Below are 19,908 nucleotides of genomic sequence, written 5' to 3'. Positions count from 1 at the left end.
TTTCTTAAAATTAAGCGTTACCTTTTGCTTTTTTGATTACCTCTTCTGAAATGTTAGAAGGTGTTTCTGCATAATGAGAAAACTCCATTGTAGATGTCGCTCTACCAGATGATAATGTTCTTAATGTAGTAACATAACCAAACATCTCAGCTAACGGCACATCTGCCTTAATAGTTTTCGCTCCGTTTCTATCACCCATATCATTAACTTGACCTCTACGACGGTTCAAGTCACCTACGATATCACCCATGTTTTCTTCCGGAGTGATAACTTCGATTTTCATGATAGGCTCTAAGATAACAGCTCCAGCAGCTTTACCAGACTCTTTATAACCCATTCTTGCAGCTAATTCAAAAGAAAGAGCATCAGAATCCACAGGGTGGAAAGATCCATCTAATAAAGTCACTTTTAAACTATCAACAGCATATCCAGCCAAAGGTCCAGTTTTCATAGCTTCACGGAAACCTTTTTCAACTGCTGGAATATACTCTTTAGGAACGTTACCTCCTTTTACTTCATTCACAAATTGTAATCCAACAGGTACTTTTCCATCAACTTCATCAGCAGGCTCGATTCTAAATACGATATCACCGAATTTACCACGACCTCCAGATTGTTTTTTGTAAGTTTCTCTGTGTTGAGCAGATCTTGTAAACGCCTCTTTGTACTCTACTTGTGGCTCACCTTGATTAACCTCTACTTTAAACTCACGTTTCATACGGTCAACTAAGATATCTAAGTGAAGCTCACCCATACCTGAAATAATAGTTTGACCAGAAGCCTCGTCAGTTCTAACCGTAAATGTCGGATCTTCTTCAGCCAATTTAGCCAAAGCCATACCCATTTTATCAACGTCAGCTTTAGTTTTTGGCTCGATAGCGATACCAATTACAGGGTCTGGGAATTTCATTGATTCCAAGATAATTGGATGCTTCTCATCAGAAAGAGTATCCCCTGTTTTAATATCTTTAAATCCTACAGCAGCTCCAATATCTCCAGCCTCAATAAATTCGATTGGATTTTGTTTGTTAGCGTGCATTTGGTAGATACGAGAAATCCTCTCTTTATTACCAGAACGAGTATTTAAAACATAAGAACCTGCATCTAAACGTCCAGAATACGCACGGAAGAAAGCTAAACGACCTACGAATGGATCAGTAGCAATCTTAAAAGCTAAAGCAGCGAACGGCTCTTTAACATCTGGTCTACGTAAAATTTTCTTTTGATCTTCTTCTAACAAATCAGCATCATCAGGATGAATCCCCTCAATACCTTCTTTATCCAATGGAGATGGTAAATATTTACAAACAGCATCCAACATAAATTGAACCCCTTTGTTTTTGAAAGAAGAACCAGCAAGCATAGGAATGATTGCCATATCAATAGTAGCAGCTCTTAATGCATTGTTGATTTCTTCCTCTGTGATAGAATTCTCATCCTCCATGTATTTATCCAAAAGATTCTCATCATAAGTAGCAATCTCTTCGATAAGGATAGAACGGTAATGCTTCACATCATCAACCATGTCTGCAGGAATATCAACGATATCAAAAGTAGCACCTTGAGTCTCATCATGCCATACAATAGCTTGATTTTTAACTAAGTCAACGATACCTTTAAAATCAGCTTCATCTCCAATAGGCAAAGTAATTGCAACCGCATTCGATTTCAACATATCTTTAACCTGTCCGCATACATTTAAAAAGTTTGCACCTTGACGATCCATTTTGTTTACGAATCCCATACGAGGAACTCTATATTGATCTGCAAGTCTCCAGTTAGTCTCTGATTGAGGCTCAACACCATCAACAGCACTAAATAAGAATACTAAACCATCTAATACACGTAAAGAACGGTTTACCTCTACAGTAAAGTCAACGTGTCCAGGAGTATCAATAATATTAAAGTGGTACGCTTTTGAATCAGGCAAAACTTTACCTTGCTCAGTTGGAAAGTTCCATGTACAAGTTGTAGCAGCAGAAGTAATTGTAATACCTCTTTCTTGCTCTTGCGCCATCCAATCCATTGTAGCAGCACCGTCATGAACCTCACCAATTTTATGTGATTTTCCAGTATAAAAAAGAATACGCTCAGTTGTTGTTGTTTTACCAGCATCAATGTGAGCAGCGATCCCGATATTTCTTGTATATTTTAAATCTCTAGCCATTTCTTTACGAATTAAAATCTAAAGTGAGAGAATGCTTTATTAGCTTCTGCCATTTTGTGAGTATCCATTCTTTTCTTAACTGCAGCACCTTCTTCTTTAGCAGCAGCTAAACACTCTGCAGCCAAACGTTGCGCCATAGATTTTTCATTTCTTCTTCTTGAATAAAGTATTAACCACTTCATTGCCATAGAAATTTTTCTGTCTGGACGAATCTGCATTGGGATTTGGAATGTAGCTCCACCAACTCTACGGCTACGTACTTCTACGTGAGGCATAACGTTAGTTAAAGCGTCTTTCCAAATCTCTAATGAAGTTTTCTCATCATTTTGCTTTTTAGTTTCAATGATATCGATAGCATCATAAAATACTTTAAAAGCTGTAGATTTCTTACCATCCCACATTAAGTTATTCACAAAACGCGTTACTAATTGGTCATTAAACCTTGGATCCGGTAAAAGTGGTCTTTTCTTTGCCGCTCTTTTTCTCATGTCTTTTTCTTAAAAGTTTTTAAATTACTTTTTTGCTTCTTTTGGGCGTTTAGCACCGTACTTAGATCTTCTTTGCGTTCTTCCTGCAACACCTGACGTATCAAGCGCTCCACGAACGATGTGATATCTAACACCTGGTAAATCTTTTACCCTTCCACCTCGCACTAATACTATCGAGTGCTCTTGTAGATTATGTCCTTCTCCAGGGATGTAAGCATTCACCTCATTACCATTTGTCAAACGCACACGCGCAACTTTACGCATTGCAGAGTTTGGTTTTTTTGGTGTAGTAGTGTAAACACGCGTACAAACCCCTCTTCTTTGAGGACAAGAATCTAAAGCAACCGATTTACTCTTCTTAGTGATCTGAGTTCTTCCTGTTCTTACTAATTGTTGAATTGTTGGCATAATTAATACTAAAAATTATTATGTTTATTAAATTCCCGCTTTTTACGGGGTTGCAAATGTATAAAATAATTTTCACTATACAAACGTTAAACCATTAATTTTCAATAACATTATTTATATCTATGATTTCACAAAGAAACATTAGATATTTGCTTTACAATTAACTAACAAAACAATTGCATTTGAAACAATTATATTACATACTCATTTTACTATTATCCGCAAATTGTTTCGCACAGTCATTTTATTTGAATATAAATGGAATTAATAAAAAACAAAGCCTAACAATCGATTCTATTCCATATGCAAAAAAACACGTAAACTTAAAATCATTAAACAACGAACTTTTTTCAGTAACAAACAAACTCTCAAAACAAGGCTATTTAGATTCTAAAATACTAGAAAACAAAAAGATAAACGACAGTACTTATACGGCATTTATAGACTTAAAAACCAAAATTAAAGAAGTACATATATATATAGGTATAAATAGTTTTTTTAATGACTATAAAAAAAACACAAAAGACAGCATAATTATCCCTTTTACAGAACTTGAAAACTTCCTTAATCAAGAAATTTCAAACAATGAAAAAGAAGGTTTTGCATTTTCAAAAATCAAACTAGCAAATATCAAAAAAAAGAATTCCATAATTTATGCCGCCTTAAATCTTAATTCCGAAAAAAAAAGAACACTAAATTCTATTATTGTAAATTACACAGATCCCACTTTAAAAGATTACTTCCCAAAAGGAGCATTAAAACAATTAAATAAAAAATACACCAATAGAACATTCAACCAAGAAACCGTTAAAAGACTTCATGAAGACATAAACAGTTTTGAATTCGTTTCCCAACCCAAATACCCCGAAATCTTATTCACTCAAGACTCCACAAAAGTCTACACTTATATTGGAAAAAGAAAAGCAAACAACTTTGATGGATATATTGGATTCTCAAACAATGAGAACAAAAAATTGATTCTAAATGGCTATTTAGACATTTCGCTAACCAATATACTTCAAGCTGGGGAGAAGTTTTCGCTTTACTGGAAGAGCGACGGCAATCAACAAAAGACTTTTAATACAAAACTAGAAATCCCCTATTTATTTCAATCCCCCCTTGGAATAAAAGCGCAATTAAACATTTTCAAACAGGACAGCACATTTCAAAACACAAAAACAGCAATAGATTTCGGCTATTTTCTAAACTACAATTCTACAATATATGTTGGATATCAATCAACAGAATCAAGCGACATTCAAAACATTAATAATACTTTTATCAGCGATTTTAATAATTCCTATTTCACATCTACGTATGAATATAAAAAAACAGACTCCCATAATAGCCTAATGCCTGCAAAAGCATTTTTAAGCTCAATTCTAGGCTTTGGACAAAGAAAAACAAACAACGATCCTGACACGGCAGAACCTAGCAAGCAATTCTATACAAACCTAAATGCGTCTTATAATTTTGAACTAAATAACAAGAATTTCATTAATCTAAATTCACAAAATTTCTATTTAGACAGTAAAAATTACATTTCAAATGAATTATTCAGATTTGGCGGAATGAATTCTATTAGAGGGTTTTCAGAAAATAGCCTTCAAGCAAACTTTTATTCTGCAATTCTTACAGAATACAGATATATGTTTTCAAAAAGCGCTTATATTCATTCTATTGCGGATTATGCTATATATCAAGACTTAACGAATATTTCAAATCCTAAAAAAATTATGAATTTAATAGGAATTGGAATAGGTGCAGGAATACAAACAAAAAACGGAATTTTACGAATTATTCTCACGAATGGCCAGCAAAATCAGCAAGAAATACAATTATATAACACTATCGTAAACATATGTTATAATGTTAAATTTTAAAGTTTACCAAAAAAAGATTTTTATTTATTAGGAAAGTTAACAAATTATTAAGAGTTTTGCGATACTAATTCAAAATATTTAAAAATGAAACTAAAGTTCAATGGATTCTTAGTACTTTTATTAGTACTAGTTGCGCAACTTTCTTTTGCGCAAGAAAGAGCTGTTTCGGGAACAGTTTCTGACAATGCAGGAATGCCTTTACCAGGCGTTAGTGTATTAGTTAAAGGAACTAAGACAGGAACGCAAACAGACTTTGATGGTAAATTTTCGATCAAAGCTTCTTCAAGCCAAATTTTGGTATTTAGCTACATTGGAATGAAAACCCAAGAAGTAGCTGCAAGTTCATCTACTGTAAACGTTAAAATGGCGGATGCAGGGGCACAAGAACTTGAAGGTGTAGTTGTTACTGCTTTTGGTATTAAAAGAGAGAAAAAAGCTCTTGGTTACGCTACTACGACTTTAAAAGCAGAAGCTCTTACTCAAGTAGTTAACACAAACCCTTTTGAGACCCTTTCTGGTAAAATTGCTGGGGTTGATATTACTGCTCCATCTCAACCAGGAGCTTCTACAAAAGTTGTAATTCGTGGTTTCAACACAATTACTCAACCAGGCGGTCCCCTTTATGTTGTTGATGGAACACCAATCAATAACAGCTACAGTGGATCAACATCTTCTACTAGATCTTATGATTCTGGAAACGGTATTACAGACCTTGACCCAAATAACATCGAAAGCATGACGGTTCTTAAAGGAGCTGCTGCATCTGCTTTATATGGATCTAGAGCTGGGGGTGGTGTAATCATCATTACAACCAAAAAAGGAAAAGCAAACACTGGAATCAAAGTTGATATGCTAGCTTCAACAGAGTTTAGCGAAGTTGCGAGAGTTCCACACTTACAAAACCAATTCGGACAAGGATGGAACGGAGCTGGGTATACTGGATCTGCCCCTAGTAACGAAAACGGTTCTTGGGGACCTGCGTTTAATGGAGAAATTAGACCATGGGGAACTGTATACAACGGAACTCAACAAATCAAACCATACGTTGGGTTAGATGATAACATTAGAGATTTCTATAACACTGGTATATTGTCTACACAATCTGTAAACTTAAGTGGAGGTGGAGATACATCTGATTTCTCTTTAGTATTTTCCAACGTAAATAGTGATGGAGTTGTTCCTACTGATGTTGACTTATACAAGAAACAATCTATAGGCTTCAATGGAGGAATAAAAGGGAAAAGATTAACTCTAAGAACTGCATTAAACTACGTATATAAAAATCAAGGTGTTGTAAACACTGGACAAGGTGATGATGCAGGACAAGGATCTACATTACAGCAAGATTTATTGCAAATCCCTAGAGATGTTAGCGTTGTAGATCTAAAAGATTACAAAAACAACATCTTTAATACTCCTGATTATTACTTCACTCCATACGCTACAAATCCATATTTTTCTATTAATGAGAACAGCACAAAAATCTATGGACACAATATTTTTGGAAATGTTAATTTAAGCTATAAAATCACTGATAAATTAACAGCTACTTGGCAAATTGGTGGTAACGTTAGAACTGAAAGACAAAAAAGCTATGGTGCAGTTGTAAATTACCTTCCAGGCACGCCACAAGCTGTAGCTGGAGCGAATAAAGTCGTTGGAGGGGTTACAGAAGGGAGATCTGAATTCAGTGAATTTGACACATTCTTCAACTTGAACTACAATACAAATTTAAGCGAAGACTGGACATTAAACCTTTTAGGTGGTTTTAACTACAACAAAAGAGAAGCAGATGAATTGTTTAACACAATTACCAACCTAGCTATCCCTGGATACTATGAACTTTCTAACTCTGCTATTAGGCCAACGATTAGACAAGATAACTCTGTGAGAAAAACAGGAGCTGTTTATGCTTCTGCTGAGTTCGCTTTCAAAAACAGATATTTTGCTACTATTACAGGTAGAGAAGACATTACTTCAACTTTACCTATTGGAAACAATGCATATTTTTACCCAGCATTATCTCTTGGTGCAATCGTAATTGACAGCGGAGACACTTTCTTAAAATTAAGAGCTGCAGGTTCTAAAATTGCAAATGATACACAACCTTATGTTACTGCAAACTCTTATGTTCCTGGATCGGCTGCTGCTAATTTCGGTATAATTGCATCTCCAATTGGAGGAGTTACTTTTTACGAGGCTGCTGGAAGACTTGGAAATGCTGATTTAAAACCAGAAACTACAGTCGAGTATGAAGTAGGTGCTGAAGGATCTTTCTTTAAAAATAGACTTAGCTACGATATCGCTTTATATCATAAAACTACTTCTGACTTAATAGTTGAATTACCATTAGACCCATCAACAGGTTATACATTTAAATACATTAACGCTGCTGAATTAGTTAATAAAGGTATTGAACTTTCTATTAGTGGTAGTCCAATTAAAAACAATAACTTTACTTGGAATTTAACTTATACTTTTACCAAAAATATGAGTGAAGTTACAGATTTAGCTAATGGATTTGATAGAGTTGATGTGAATTCTGCATATGGAGTTACATATTCTGCCGCAAAAGGAGAGCCACTTGGAACATTCTTTTCTCAAGTGCCAAAAACAAATGCTGCTGGCCAATATATCGTAAATCCAACAACAGGAATGTATGAAGTTAGTGATGACATCCAAAAAATTGGAAATTCACAACGTGATTTCGTAATGGGATTACAAAACAACTTCAAATACAAAAACTTCAACTTAGGATTATCTATGGATTGGAAACAAGGAGGGGAATTCTATTCTTACACTAAGAGACTTTCTCATTTCGTAGGTAATGGTATTGAAACTACTTACAATGACAGAAATCCTTTCATTGTTCCAAACTCTGTTAATGAGCACGTAGATGCAACAACTGGTGCTGTAACATATACAGAAAACACTACTCCAATTGCTTGGGATAAAGTAACAACGTTCTACAATACTTCTAACAACCCTGGTATTGAAAGAACTCACGTAATTGACAAAACATTTGTAAGATTAAGAGAGATAAATTTAAACTACGATTTCCCTTCTGCACTTAGCAAAAATATGGGATTAAACAAAATCACTTTAGGAGTTTACGCAAGAAACTTATTCATGTGGACTCCGGGAGAGAACCCTTATACAGATCCTGAAACTGGTACTTATGGAACTGGAGTAGCATCTGATTTTGGAGAGTTCGGTACTAACCCATCACAAAGATCAGTTGGTGGAGTTTTAAAATTATCATTCTAAAAAAAATATAGAAAAAATGAAAAAGATAGTAACATTAATTACAGCTCTTTTCTTATTAGTGTCATGTGATGAAACATTTGACATTAATAGAGATCCAGATTTATTGCCTCCTGGACAAGCAAACAGCACTATCTTGCCTGCTGGTATTGCAGGTCTAGCTGGTGCACAAGGATCATACTACGCCATAATTGGTGGATTTTGGTCTCAGTTTTGGACACAAAATAACACTTCAAACCAATACAAGGATGTAGACTCATACAGTATCGGAACGAATGATTACCAAACAGGTTATACAGCAATGTATGATGCTTTAAACGACATTAGAGTTGTAAAAGCACAATCTGCTGCTGAAGGAAACTGGAACTACTACTTAATAGCAACTGTACTTGAAGTTCAAGGATCTCAAGTTTTGACAGATTTGTATGATGCAATTCCTTATACTGAAGCAAATAACATAAACATTTTGCAACCTAAATTTAATACTGGGAAAGAAGTTTACGACTTAATGATTGCTGATTTGAAATTAGCTTTATCTAAAGACCTAAGCTCTTCTGTAGGTAGTGCACCAGCTGCTGATGATTTTATTTTTGCTGGTAACATGAATAATTGGACTAAATACGGTAATACTTTATTATTGAAATTATATTTAAGACAAACTGAGGTTAATCCAACTTTAGCGCAATCAGGAATTACAACTTTAATTAATTCTGGTGCTCAATTCTTAGATGTTGATGCTGCTATGACTCAATTTGAAGACGCTGCTGATAGAAGTAACCCTTTATATGAGTCTGACAGAAGACAATTAAACACTACTCTTAACTTAAGAGCTAGTAAAACTTTATACTCTTACTTATCAACTAATGCTGACCCACGTTTAGGCAAGTACTATGGTGCTGGAAATCCTAATAACCAAGGAGATTTCGAAAATACAGCAACTAATCTTTCATTAGTTACATTAAGCCCAACTACCCCAGTATTCTTTATTAGTAAAGAAGAAAGTAACTTCTTGCAAGCTGAAGCGCTTTCAAGATACTACGGAGGTGCTGGTGCAAAAGCTAAATATGACGCAGGTGTTACTGCTTCATTCACAAGATGGGGAGGAACAGCTACAGCATTCTTAGCAGCAGGAGGAAAATATGAATTCCCTGCAACAGGAACTGCAGCTCAAGTTGAAGCAATTATTACTCAAAAATGGATTGCAAGTTTCCCTGGAAACGGTTACGAATCATTCTTTGAGCAAAGCAGAACAGGATTCCCTAGAGTTTCTAATGTACCTCAATCAAATGAAGCTTATGTACCTGGACAATTTGCTGTATCTGTAGAAAATGTTACAGGTGGTAAATTCCCAAAAAGAGTTGTTTTACCAAACAACGTGAAATCAAGAAATCCAAATGCTCCCGCTTTAAAACCAATAACGGAGCCAGTTTGGTGGGATGTTAACTAATAAAAAATAAACAATGAAAAATATATTCATAAAACTAACAATGGTAGTAATTGGCGGTTTGCTATTTACTTCTTGCGATGCCGATTCAACAGGAGGAGTATCAAAAGTTACAATATATCCTACTATTGAAGTAAACGGTGCAAGTACAGTATTTGTACCAGCTGGCGGAACTTACACAGATCCAGGAGCTGTAGCAAAAGAAGGAGAAACTGTAATCTCAACTGAAGTAAGTTTTAACGGAAACTTCAGAGGAGCCAAAACATTAGATGTTAATCAACCTGATGAATACACAGAAACTTATACTGCAACAAACAAAGACGGTTTTAAAGCAACTGCAACAAGAAGAGTAATTGTATACAAAACTGGAGATTTAGTAAATAGTATCGAAGGTGTTTATCTTTCTACAACTAAAAGAAATGGTACATTATTACCTACATCACAAGGAAGTTCTGTAGATATGAAATATATCTATATCTGGAAAAACTCTGATGGTACTTATGGTGTATCTGACGCATTCGGAGGATGGTATAGTATAGGAAGAAATATTGGTATAACTTCTGCTACAAGAGGAGGAACAATTGCTGGTAACATCCCTACCAACACATTTACTTTCCCTGGAAACCCTTTAACAAATCAATATTTTGGAGGAGTTGCAAATATTACAGCTTTAAACGTTAATGCAGCTACTAAGACGGTTGTGCTAACTTGTGCGTGGGTTGCGCCACCTGCTACAAACTATAATTTTGTTTCAACATTAACTCAATTGCAAATCTAAAACTATTAAAATGAAAAAATTAAAATTAAATATAACACGTGTACTAGTTGCAATGCTTGTACTTACTTCATTTGTAGCTTGCGACGAAGTTGGTGATACTGATTCAGGAGGAACTTCTGTTGAAGCTATGGCTGGGGACTGGTATGTTCAAACACTAGTTAACGGACAAGTAGTAGCTGACTACGCCCTTATTTCTACTTACAATACAGCAGTAAATAATGGGCAAGAAATGTGGATTGATGACCACGGCCACGTTTGGGATTTTAAAGTTAAAGCACCGGTAACCGTAAGTTCATTATCATTTGCAGGAAATAATTTAGCAAGTAGCGTTGATGGATACGATGTTAATGTGACTATCACAGAAGGTAAAATCACTAAAAATGGTGCTACATCTTCTGGAGGACATAAAGTTGACGGTATCTCTTTTAAAGCTGTATTCTCAGATGACACTAACGCAGGAACCATTTATGAAATAAAAGGTTACAGAAGAACAGGTTTCTTAGAGGACGAACATTAAAAAAAGCTTAGTATAGCATTTTATTTAAACCATCCCATTAATTTGGGGTGGTTTTTTTATATAAACATATTACCTATATTTGTCCAATGGAAAAAGAACATCAAATATTTGGCATTAGAGCCATCATAGAAGCAATTCAGGCAGGAAAAGAAGTAGACAAAGTTTTCATTCAGAAAGACATTTCTGGTGAGCTTATGAAAGATTTAATGAAGGTAATGAAACGTGAAAACATTAACTTCTCTTATGTGCCTGTAGAAAAACTAAACCGCCTTACTCCAAATAATCACCAAGGTGCCGTAGCGACCATCTCTCCTATTGGTTTTATAGATTTAGAACATCTAGTTGAGTCTACAATGGAGTCAGGTAAAAAACCTCTTTTTCTTATCTTGGACCAAATATCAGATGCTAGAAATTTTGGCGCAATTATTAGAACAGCCGAATGTACTGGCGTAAACGGAATCATTGTACAAAAAGCAGGTTCAGCTCCAGTAAATGGCGACACCGTTAAAACTTCTGCTGGCGCTGTGTTCAATGTGCCGATTTGTAAAGTTGAGCATATAAAAGATGCTATATTCTACCTGCAAGGTTCTGGAATAAAAACAGTAGCTGCAACTGAAAAAACTGATCAGAATATTTACGATATATCACTGGCAGAACCATTAGCCATTATTATGGGATCTGAAGATCGAGGAATAAATCCTTCTGTTTTAAAAATAGTAGACGAAAAAGCTAAGCTGCCAATGTTTGGATCTATCGGATCTTTAAATGTGTCTGTTGCCTGTGGCGCTTTTCTATACGAAGCTGTTAGACAAAGAACCTAAAAAATACTTTAGAGATTAAGATGCGAATGAAATAATTAAATACCTTTAATTAATGCTTTCAAAATCTAATTCAAAATCAAAAGTTATCATATTCCGATGCCTGTTTGTGATTTTAGTGATTGCAAACAGCTACGGACAAAATACTACGTATAATCAGTTTTGGAATGAAATTCAGTTTAACCAGACTTTAAGTAAAAAATGGGCAACTGAGATAGATTTTGCCGCAACTTATAGCAGTACTGAATCGTCACCAAATTTATTCGAAAATACCATTCAGAGATCTATTAGAGGCTGGGGACATTATTACTTTTCTCCAAGATGGAAATTTTCTGCTTTTATCGCTTATTTCAATAATAGAGATGTTCCCGAAATTGGCCAATTCGAATCTCCAGAAACACGATTTGCTCTTCAAGGAATTTATTATTTTCATAAAACCGGATATACTTTAAGCACAAGAATGCGCACTGAATTCCGTCATATGAAAAATAAAGATGATGATTATGAAAATGTTTTTCGGTATCGCCAACAAATTAAATACATACAGCCTATTAACAGTAAGTTCTTAAGAAGCGGCGTAATATATGGAATTGCTTCAGATGAAATTTACTTTAAATCTGGAGCGAAAGTTACAGGTGAAAGTTTCTTCGATAGGAATCGATTCAATGTGGGGGCTGGTTATTTATTTACCGATGATTTTCAGGTCGAATTAACTTATTGCAACGAGTACCTCCCACGAAACAACGGAAATCAAACCACTAACGCTGCATCCCTAACTATAACTTTCAATAATCTTATTCTAAATCTTCACAAGAAATTTAAAGAAAGAAAAACTCCAGAGGCAAAAGATGAGGAGTAATCTAATTTTCTTCTTTCTTTAAAAAGCATTTAAGCTGTTCAACAATTGCATTTTTGTGAAGCTTAAAGTTATAGCTTCGCATAAATTCAGTACCCTGCATATTGATTTCTGCACTAACAGCCTCATAATTAGAAAATGCTTCAAGATCTTTATCATCAATCAAATAAAGAACCTGCATTATCGAATCGTTGCGTCTATATTGGGTATCATAATGCGCCAACTTGTACGTTTTACTATCTGCAAGATGAATTATTAAATCATCTTTGATTTTTTTTCCTTCTTTTTTTTCAGGAAATGGCGTCGGCTGTAAGGCAACAAAATAGTGTTCTTTATCTGTAACAATATTAATTTTTAACGATTTTGATTTTGTAGTATAAAATACGGCAGGTTCAAAATAGTAAATCATACTTCCGTCTGCCTGTACCCTATTTTTTACTTCACATTGAGCATTGCCTTTTGCATGAACAAAAAAACACAAGAACAAAACCAAAAATTTCATTTTTTTCATAATGCTCAAAAGATTAAATCGTTATCTAACAAATTTAATCTTTTTATTTTAAAGACAGTTACTCATTATCTTTCTTCTTACTCCTTCTGTTCTTCTTTTTTGATTACAATATAATTTACCGAATGACTAGAAAAAAAATATTCAAAACCTTCTTCTTCATCATGAGAACGAGGTACAAAATTTCCATTTTCGTCAAAATGCTTCATAAAAGGATCACTGCTTGGATCAAAATCAGGACGTTGCCAATCGTAAACAATATGTTTTGCATATTCTGGTGCTTTATAGAATAGAGTGAGAACAAAACCTGTAATAAGTCCCGCCAAATGCCCTTCCCAAGAAATAGAATGATCGACATCTGGAAAAACATACCATATCATTCCGCCATACAATAGAATTACTGTCAAGGACAAAGCTACCAATCGGTAATATTTAGTTTGAATACCTTTAAAAAAAATAAAACTAACAAGAACATAAATCAATCCGCTTGCTCCAATATGGAAATTTTCTCGTCCAACAATCCAAGTAATTAATCCTGAAAATAAAATACCGTAACCAATAACTCCTAATGTCTGCTTTGGATAAAAAAATTGCATTGCGGCCAATAGTATTAAAAGCGGAATGCTATTATTGTATAAATGATCTAAATTTTCATGAATAAATGGACTAAACAAAACACCTCGCAGTCCTATAAAGTCTCGAGGATAAATTCCGTATCGATAAAAATCAAAATCAAAACGAATCTGAAGCCAATATATTATCCATAAAAAAAGGACAAAAAACAATGGAAGTCCAATAACCGAATTTGAAAACTTAAAATTAGTGTCGCTCATATTTTTAGAAAATAACATCTAACAGAACTCAAAAAACTATCCAAAAATAATTTACTGATATTTTGTCATACCAAGATAAAGAATTGTCTCAAATCAGAACAATCGATCTCTCTGTGAACTGTTTTAACTTTTGAATGAATGAAATTTAAATCTTAAAATAGTAATTTTGTAATATGGAAGCACCTTTAGCAGAGCGTATTCGTCCGCAAAAATTAGAAGATTATATAAGCCAACAACATTTGGTTGGTCCGACCGGTTCTTTAACACAACAAATTTCAAAAGGGATAATTCCTTCATTGATTTTCTGGGGACCTCCAGGAACAGGAAAAACAACTTTGGCACAAATTATTGCGCAAGAATCAAAGAGACCATTTTATATTTTAAGTGCCATAAATTCTGGCGTAAAAGATATTCGCGATGTTATTGAAAAAGCAAAACAAAGTGGCGGACTTTTTACGGCTAAAAATCCGATTCTATTTATAGACGAGATCCACAGGTTTAGTAAGTCACAACAAGATTCACTTTTAGCAGCTGTCGAGAAAGGGTGGATAACATTGGTCGGTGCTACAACCGAAAACCCTAGTTTTGAAGTAATTCCTGCATTATTGTCACGTTGTCAAGTTTATATACTAAATGCTTTTACAAAAGCCGATTTAGAAGCTCTTTTGCAGCGTGCAATGAAAACTGATGCTTATTTATTGACAAAAAATATAAATTTAAAAGAAACAGAAGCCTTATTACGCATTTCTGGCGGTGACGGAAGAAAACTCTTAAATGTATTTGAACTCGTCATTAATGCTTCTGCTGGTGATGAAATTATAATTACCAACGATCGTGTTTTAGAACTCGTACAGCAAAATACCGTTCTTTACGATAAAACTGGCGAACAGCATTATGATATTGTTTCTGCATTTATAAAATCAATTCGTGGCAGCGACCCGAATGGAGCTGTTTACTGGCTAGCCAGAATGATTGAAGGTGGTGAAGATGTAAAATTTATTGCAAGACGAATGCTGATTCTAGCAAGTGAGGATATTGGCAATGCAAATCCGACAGCACTTATAATGGCTAACAATACTTTTCAAGCCGTTACAACAATTGGATATCCTGAAAGTCGTATTATATTAAGCCAATGCGCTGTTTATTTGGCCACTTCCCCAAAAAGCAATGCTTCTTATATGGCAATTGGAAATGCTCAACAATTAGTAAAACAAACTGGCGATTTACCTGTTCCCCTACATTTGCGAAATGCACCTACTAAATTAATGAAAGAACTAGGATATGGAGATGAATATAAATATTCGCATGATTATGCCAACAATTTTGCCGAACAAGAATTCTTGCCAGATGCCATAAAAGAAACGGTTCTTTACAATCCCGGAAACAATTCTAGAGAGAACAGTACCCGCGAATTTTTAAAGAACCATTGGAAAGATAAATACGGTTATTAAACCGTATTTTGTATTTTAGAATTTCACTACAATTTTTTCTGAAACTAATTTATCATTCTGATAAGATTCAAAATACCATTGCCCATCTTCTTTTAAAATCAAAGAACCTTGAACATTATCTTTGGTTGCGATATAAACATTTGGTTGCGATGTTTTAAAAAGCTTCATAACCACTTTTGGTGTTTTATCAATCAATTGGTAACCTGATTCTGTAGGTTGAGCATACAATAAATTTGGATCTTTTAAATCTGGCGAGGGAGCTGCCGGAGTTGCTGCCACTTTTACTGCCACTGCCGCAGGAGCAACAGAGGCTGTTGCTGCCAAACTTTCTGCAGTAATTTTCTGTGCAACTTTAGCCGAAGCAACAGATTTACCGCTATATTTATAATGCAAAGCATAAACTGATGTAAAAGCATTGTCTAACGCTTCTTTATAGGCAACTTCATATTCTTTTTCTCTACTTTTACCTACCTCCGATGTATAAACCACCTGTCCGTAACAATCCTTAAATTCAACAAAAAGTTTAGTTACCAAAAAAGCATTATCTTTTTTCACGTCAATATACAAAACTTGACAACGATCAGTATAACCATCAGGAAGCTGTTCATTTGAATAAAAAGCCTCAAAACCAGCTTTAACTAAATTTGCCTTGCTTAATGTAGCCAAGCGGTATTGATTATCGGTTTTAATAAAATCATATCTCAAAGGTACAATTACAGCTTTGTAATCATTAATAGATTGCGCAAATCCAACAACTGAACATAAAATTGCTGCAAGTAAAAATTTAATTTTCATCATTATAAATATTTTTTTAGTTCTAATAAATGGTTAATTTGTTTATATTCTCCCGAAACATCAACTTTTTTCTCATTAAAGAAAATTGCATCTAGACCTGCATTCAAAGCTCCATTCACATCAGCTTCAAAGTCGTCTCCGATCATAATACTTTTTTCTTTTGAAGTTTTTGCCAAATTTAAAGCATAGTCAAATATAATGCTATTTGGCTTTTTAACTCCTGCTAATTCCGAATTTGTAATCGTGCTGAAATAACTTCCAAGCGATGCATTATTGATTTTCTTTTCCTGCACATGTGCAAATCCGTTTGTAATAATATGCAGTTTATATTTCGGTTTTAAATATTCCAAAACTTCAATTGCTCCATCAAAAAGATAATTATTATCAGTAAGAAACTCAATATAGTCGTTGGCAATTTCCAAAATATTCTCTTCTGAAATTACATAATTTAAAGCATCAAAAGAATATTTTAAACGGTTATAACGCAACTCTTGATGTGTAATTTTATCATTCTGATACAATCTCCAGCATTCTTGATTGATGGGAATATATTCTTTAATAAAATCTTGAGTAGCGATTTCTTGATATTTACTTTTAAAAATGCGATCAAAAGCCATTTCTGAGTTTTTATCAAAATCCCAAAGCGTGTGGTCTAAATCAAAAAAGATGTCTGTAATATTGGTGTTCATGTATTAAAAAATTCCTTCATCTACAAAACTATAATATTTTGATTCAGTTATAATAACATGGTCTAAAACTTTAACATCTAAAATTTCTCCTGCAGTTTTAATTTTCTTGGTAATTTGCTTATCGGCACTACTTGGAACTAAACTGCCTGAAGGATGATTATGGCACAAAATCAAGCCTGTAGCCCCATTTTCTAAGGCTAATTTAAAAACCAATCTTATATCTACAATTGTTCCCGCGATACCTCCTTTGCTTAATTGTGATTTATAAATTACTTTATTAGAATTATTAAGAAAAAGCACCCAAAATTCTTCATGCGGAAGTTCTCCGATAATGGGCTGCATGATATCAAAAACACCTTTACTTGAAGTTATTTTTTTGGCTTTTAAAACATCTTCTACTCTTTGTCTCCTCCCCAATTCTAAAGCCGAAACTATTGAAACCGCTTTTGCTTCTCCTATACCTTTAAATTGCATCAATTGAGAAATAGACATTTTACCTAAAGCAGTTAGATTTTTTGTAGAGGCTAAAATACGCTGACTTAATGCAACCGCAGATTCATTACGACTTCCTGAGCCAATTAAAATTGCCAATAATTCAGCATCACTCAAAGCGTCTTTTCCTTTGAGCATTAGTTTTTCGCGTGGTTTGTCATCATCAGACCAATTTTTAATAGCGAAATGTCCCCTTTCCATAATAACCATTTTAAGACGCGAAGATATTAAAAAAGAAGAAAATTCTTTCAATTAATTAAAATTAGAAAATCTTCCAATCTGATAATTATTTTTTAAAAAAAAGTGCCAACTGCAAAGCAATTGACACATTATCAAATTTCCCAATTATCTAATTTTCTAATTAATCAGATCTTTTACCTCATCAAAATTCAAACCTCCGTAATTTCCTGAGCTCATTAATAAAAGTGCAGAATTATCTAAATTTAAATTGAACAAATATTCTTTAAACTCAGTTGGATTAGTATAAATAATTAAATCTTTTCTATTAAATGCTGTAGCAATCTGCTCATAAGTAACCTCTTCCAATTGCTTAATTTTTACTGCATCTGGTGAGTAGAATACAACTGCAACATCAGCATATTCTAAAGCGCCTTCATATTCTTTCAAAAATGCGGCATTCAAACTGCTGTAAGTATGCAACTCTAAACAAGCCACCAAAGTTCTGTTCGGATATTGTTCTTTCACTGCTTTTGTTGTCGCAGCCACTTTACTTGGAGAATGCGCAAAATCTTTGTAAGCTACTTTACCTTTTCCTTCAGCAATTTTTTCTAAGCGTTTAGAAGCGCCTTTGAAACTTGCAATTGCCTCATAGAAATCAGCTTCGTCAACACCCATATTTTGGCAAATCCATTTTGCTCCCGCCAAGTTATTTAAATTGTGAGCTCCAAAAACCTCAATCGGCATATCGCCTTCTGGAGTTTTCAATAAAGTCACACCATCACTTACAGAATATTCTGGAGTTGAATAAGCAATTTTTCTAATCGGATTTGTCGCTGCCTCAGCAACGCGTTTTACTTCAGGATCATTCTGGTTGTAAACTAAAATTCCGCCATTTGTAATTTTTTCGATAAAAATTTCAAACTGCTCCACATAGTTTTCATATGTTGGGAAAACATTAATATGATCCCACGCGATTCCAGAAATCAAAGCAATATTTGGCTGATATAAATGAAATTTAGGGCGTCTATCAATTGGTGAAGACAAATATTCATCTCCTTCTAAAACCATAAAATCATTTTCTTCGGTCAAATGCACCATCGTATCGAAACCTTCCAACTGTGCTCCCACCATGTAATCAACTGCAATATTATGGTAATGCATTACATGAAGAATCATAGAAGTGATGGTAGTTTTCCCGTGAGAACCACCAATAACAACACGAGTTTTATTTTTAGATTGTTCGTACAAAAATTCAGGATACGAATAGATTTTCAGACCTAATTCCTGCGCTTTTAACAGTTCAGGATTATCTGCTTTTGCGTGCATTCCTAAAATAATCGCATCAATATCTGAAGTTATTTTTTCTGGAAACCACCCTAGTTCGGCAGGAAGAATCCCTTTCTTTTCCAACCTTGACTTTGACGGCTCAAAAATAGCATCGTCACTTCCTGTTACCTGATATCCTTTATTGTGTAATGCTAATGCCAGATTATGCATAGCGCTTCCGCCAATGGCGATGAAATGTGTTTTCATTTAAATATCAATTTTTAAATTCCAAATCTCATTTTTTGAAATCTGCCTTTTTATATTATTCTTCGAATTTTTGTTTTAAATCCTTAGCTTTTTTAGGATCCTTTAACTTATTCAAATATAGATTATATAATTTTTGAAATGTCACTTTTGAACCGCCAATTTCATGGGCTTTCTTATAATTTTTCTCTGCCAGATTATATCTTTTGAAATACTCTTCAATTCTTCCCCGTGATAAATAACCATCAACAGGAGAAAATTGAGCCAGTTCATTTGAATAAGCGATTGCTTTCGACTCACTTCCGCCCAAAATCCCTGGCAGTTGCAAATATATTTCAATTAAAGCCCATCTCGCCTGCACATGTTTCGGATTCAATTCGATAGCTTTTTCAAAAGCTTCTTTCATGTCTCCCACCATTGTAAAAGCTTTAAATCGATTTACCTCAACAGCTCTCATAGCTAGACATCCACCATACTTAAAAAAATAATCAGCCACATTAGGACGCAATTCTTTAAGTTTTTTGAAATACGCAGCTCCTTTTATCCACATTTTTTGATGTCCTGCTATTTCTCCTAAATATTCTAATGCCTTTATATCGGATGGATTGTTTTTTAGAATTCCTTCAAAAATGGGCTCCGCTTCGTTATATTTTTTAGCCTGAAATAATTTTTCTCCTTTCTCAAAATTAGATTGTGCCCAACCAAAAACAGGCAAAATAAAAAGAAACAAAAGGAGATTTTTCATGCTTCAAAAATAACGAAATATAAAATAAAAAACCCGACAGGTCATAGAAACCTATCGGGTTG

Annotated in this window: 18 protein-coding genes; 8 read left to right on the top strand and 10 right to left on the bottom strand. The window is 34.2% G+C overall.

Translation table 11 applies throughout. From position 1 onward, the window contains the following. Positions 1-10: 10 nt before the first annotated feature. Genes fusA through rpsL form a run of 3 tightly spaced genes read right to left on the bottom strand, consistent with a single transcriptional unit; the run spans position 11 to position 3,063 of the window. Positions 11-2,167, bottom strand: coding sequence for an elongation factor G (gene fusA / locus GR162_RS14135; protein ID WP_160782702.1), 2,157 nt, complete (start codon positions 2,165-2,167; stop codon positions 11-13). Between the two features lie 11 nt (positions 2,168-2,178). Beyond that, positions 2,179-2,655 (bottom strand): 30S ribosomal protein S7, encoded by a 477-nt coding sequence (rpsG, locus tag GR162_RS14130; protein ID WP_008464282.1) that lies wholly within the window; start codon positions 2,653-2,655, stop codon positions 2,179-2,181. 24 nt (positions 2,656-2,679) lie between these two features. Then, a complete protein-coding gene (gene rpsL / locus GR162_RS14125) occupies positions 2,680-3,063 on the bottom strand; it encodes a 30S ribosomal protein S12 (protein ID WP_007136570.1) in 384 nt (127 codons plus the stop codon). 182 nt (positions 3,064-3,245) lie between these two features. Here rpsL and GR162_RS14120 point away from each other — a divergent pair, with 182 nt between their 5' ends. The 7 genes from GR162_RS14120 to GR162_RS14090 all read left to right on the top strand — a co-directional run bounded on the left by GR162_RS14120 (position 3,246) and on the right by GR162_RS14090 (position 12,626). Further along, entirely contained in the window at positions 3,246-4,946 is a 1,701-nt protein-coding gene (locus GR162_RS14120; RefSeq protein ID WP_202393944.1) for a hypothetical protein, read from the top strand. Positions 4,947-5,030: 84 nt separating this feature from the next. After that, complete coding sequence (locus tag GR162_RS14115; RefSeq protein WP_160782701.1) at positions 5,031-8,213, top strand: SusC/RagA family TonB-linked outer membrane protein; 3,183 nt, start codon at positions 5,031-5,033, stop codon at positions 8,211-8,213. Positions 8,214-8,229: 16 nt separating this feature from the next. Then, entirely contained in the window at positions 8,230-9,657 is a 1,428-nt protein-coding gene (locus GR162_RS14110; protein ID WP_160782700.1) for a SusD/RagB family nutrient-binding outer membrane lipoprotein, read from the top strand. A 13-nt stretch (positions 9,658-9,670) separates the two neighbouring features. Beyond that, positions 9,671-10,432 (top strand): immunoglobulin-like domain-containing protein, encoded by a 762-nt coding sequence (locus tag GR162_RS14105; protein ID WP_160782699.1) that lies wholly within the window; start codon positions 9,671-9,673, stop codon positions 10,430-10,432. Positions 10,433-10,442: 10 nt separating this feature from the next. Continuing rightward, a complete protein-coding gene (locus GR162_RS14100; RefSeq protein ID WP_160782698.1) occupies positions 10,443-10,949 on the top strand; it encodes a lipid-binding protein in 507 nt (168 codons plus the stop codon). Positions 10,950-11,035: 86 nt separating this feature from the next. Then, positions 11,036-11,770 (top strand): 23S rRNA (guanosine(2251)-2'-O)-methyltransferase RlmB, encoded by a 735-nt coding sequence (gene rlmB / locus GR162_RS14095; RefSeq protein WP_160782697.1) that lies wholly within the window; start codon positions 11,036-11,038, stop codon positions 11,768-11,770. A gap of 52 nt (positions 11,771-11,822) precedes the next feature. After that, positions 11,823-12,626, top strand: a complete 804-nt coding sequence (locus GR162_RS14090; protein ID WP_160782696.1) for a DUF2490 domain-containing protein — start codon at positions 11,823-11,825, stop codon at positions 12,624-12,626. Position 12,627: 1 nt separating this feature from the next. On the opposite strand, the gene GR162_RS14085 is transcribed toward GR162_RS14090, so the two are convergent. Both GR162_RS14085 and GR162_RS14080 read right to left on the bottom strand, forming a co-directional pair. Next, positions 12,628-13,134: a hypothetical protein gene (locus GR162_RS14085; protein WP_237421367.1), complete on the bottom strand. Its 507-nt coding sequence runs from the start codon at positions 13,132-13,134 to the stop codon at positions 12,628-12,630. 77 nt (positions 13,135-13,211) lie between these two features. Beyond that, complete coding sequence (locus GR162_RS14080) at positions 13,212-13,964, bottom strand: rhomboid family intramembrane serine protease (protein ID WP_160782695.1); 753 nt, start codon at positions 13,962-13,964, stop codon at positions 13,212-13,214. Between the two features lie 173 nt (positions 13,965-14,137). Here GR162_RS14080 and GR162_RS14075 point away from each other — a divergent pair, with 173 nt between their 5' ends. Next, positions 14,138-15,415, top strand: coding sequence for a replication-associated recombination protein A (locus tag GR162_RS14075; RefSeq protein ID WP_160782694.1), 1,278 nt, complete (start codon positions 14,138-14,140; stop codon positions 15,413-15,415). A 15-nt stretch (positions 15,416-15,430) separates the two neighbouring features. Here GR162_RS14075 and GR162_RS14070 read toward each other — a convergent pair whose 3' ends face one another. The 5 genes from GR162_RS14070 to GR162_RS14050 all read right to left on the bottom strand — a co-directional run bounded on the left by GR162_RS14070 (position 15,431) and on the right by GR162_RS14050 (position 19,846). Then, positions 15,431-16,213, bottom strand: coding sequence for a hypothetical protein (locus GR162_RS14070; RefSeq protein WP_160782693.1), 783 nt, complete (start codon positions 16,211-16,213; stop codon positions 15,431-15,433). Next, positions 16,213-16,899, bottom strand: a complete 687-nt coding sequence (locus GR162_RS14065; protein ID WP_160782692.1) for a YjjG family noncanonical pyrimidine nucleotidase — start codon at positions 16,897-16,899, stop codon at positions 16,213-16,215. The genes GR162_RS14070 and GR162_RS14065 overlap by 1 nt, the downstream gene beginning before the upstream one ends. A gap of 3 nt (positions 16,900-16,902) precedes the next feature. Then, positions 16,903-17,592, bottom strand: coding sequence for a DNA repair protein RadC (radC, locus tag GR162_RS14060; RefSeq protein WP_160782691.1), 690 nt, complete (start codon positions 17,590-17,592; stop codon positions 16,903-16,905). Between the two features lie 156 nt (positions 17,593-17,748). Continuing rightward, positions 17,749-19,104 carry a UDP-N-acetylmuramate--L-alanine ligase gene (murC, locus tag GR162_RS14055; RefSeq protein WP_160782690.1) on the bottom strand — a complete coding sequence of 452 codons (1,356 nt, stop codon included), beginning with the start codon at positions 19,102-19,104 and terminating at the stop codon, positions 17,749-17,751. A 55-nt stretch (positions 19,105-19,159) separates the two neighbouring features. Beyond that, positions 19,160-19,846 carry a lipopolysaccharide assembly protein LapB gene (locus GR162_RS14050; protein WP_160782689.1) on the bottom strand — a complete coding sequence of 229 codons (687 nt, stop codon included), beginning with the start codon at positions 19,844-19,846 and terminating at the stop codon, positions 19,160-19,162. Positions 19,847-19,908 lie beyond the last annotated feature (62 nt).

It is taken from the genome of Flavobacterium sp. HBTb2-11-1 (assembly GCF_009826975.1).
In the GTDB taxonomy this organism is placed as follows: Bacteria; Bacteroidota; Bacteroidia; order Flavobacteriales; family Flavobacteriaceae; genus Flavobacterium.
The sequence above is the reverse complement of the archived record's forward strand: the minus strand, read 5'-3'. Positions and strand labels throughout refer to the sequence as shown.

What these genes read in the sequence shown, in the direction of transcription:
- fusA (WP_160782702.1), bottom strand. Translation starts at nt 2,167, where the DNA reads ATGGCTAGAGATTTAAAATATACAAGAAATATCGGGATCGCTGCTCAC.
- rpsG (WP_008464282.1), bottom strand. Translation starts at nt 2,655, where the DNA reads ATGAGAAAAAGAGCGGCAAAGAAAAGACCACTTTTACCGGATCCAAGG.
- rpsL (WP_007136570.1), bottom strand. Translation starts at nt 3,063, where the DNA reads ATGCCAACAATTCAACAATTAGTAAGAACAGGAAGAACTCAGATCACT.
- GR162_RS14115 (WP_160782701.1), top strand. Translation starts at nt 5,031, where the DNA reads ATGAAACTAAAGTTCAATGGATTCTTAGTACTTTTATTAGTACTAGTT.
- GR162_RS14110 (WP_160782700.1), top strand. Translation starts at nt 8,230, where the DNA reads ATGAAAAAGATAGTAACATTAATTACAGCTCTTTTCTTATTAGTGTCA.
- GR162_RS14105 (WP_160782699.1), top strand. Translation starts at nt 9,671, where the DNA reads ATGAAAAATATATTCATAAAACTAACAATGGTAGTAATTGGCGGTTTG.
- GR162_RS14100 (WP_160782698.1), top strand. Translation starts at nt 10,443, where the DNA reads ATGAAAAAATTAAAATTAAATATAACACGTGTACTAGTTGCAATGCTT.
- rlmB (WP_160782697.1), top strand. Translation starts at nt 11,036, where the DNA reads ATGGAAAAAGAACATCAAATATTTGGCATTAGAGCCATCATAGAAGCA.
- GR162_RS14090 (WP_160782696.1), top strand. Translation starts at nt 11,823, where the DNA reads ATGCTTTCAAAATCTAATTCAAAATCAAAAGTTATCATATTCCGATGC.
- GR162_RS14085 (WP_237421367.1), bottom strand. Translation starts at nt 13,134, where the DNA reads ATGAAAAAAATGAAATTTTTGGTTTTGTTCTTGTGTTTTTTTGTTCAT.
- GR162_RS14080 (WP_160782695.1), bottom strand. Translation starts at nt 13,964, where the DNA reads ATGAGCGACACTAATTTTAAGTTTTCAAATTCGGTTATTGGACTTCCA.
- GR162_RS14075 (WP_160782694.1), top strand. Translation starts at nt 14,138, where the DNA reads ATGGAAGCACCTTTAGCAGAGCGTATTCGTCCGCAAAAATTAGAAGAT.
- GR162_RS14070 (WP_160782693.1), bottom strand. Translation starts at nt 16,213, where the DNA reads ATGATGAAAATTAAATTTTTACTTGCAGCAATTTTATGTTCAGTTGTT.
- GR162_RS14065 (WP_160782692.1), bottom strand. Translation starts at nt 16,899, where the DNA reads ATGAACACCAATATTACAGACATCTTTTTTGATTTAGACCACACGCTT.
- radC (WP_160782691.1), bottom strand. Translation starts at nt 17,592, where the DNA reads ATGGAAAGGGGACATTTCGCTATTAAAAATTGGTCTGATGATGACAAA.
- murC (WP_160782690.1), bottom strand. Translation starts at nt 19,104, where the DNA reads ATGAAAACACATTTCATCGCCATTGGCGGAAGCGCTATGCATAATCTG.
- GR162_RS14050 (WP_160782689.1), bottom strand. Translation starts at nt 19,846, where the DNA reads ATGAAAAATCTCCTTTTGTTTCTTTTTATTTTGCCTGTTTTTGGTTGG.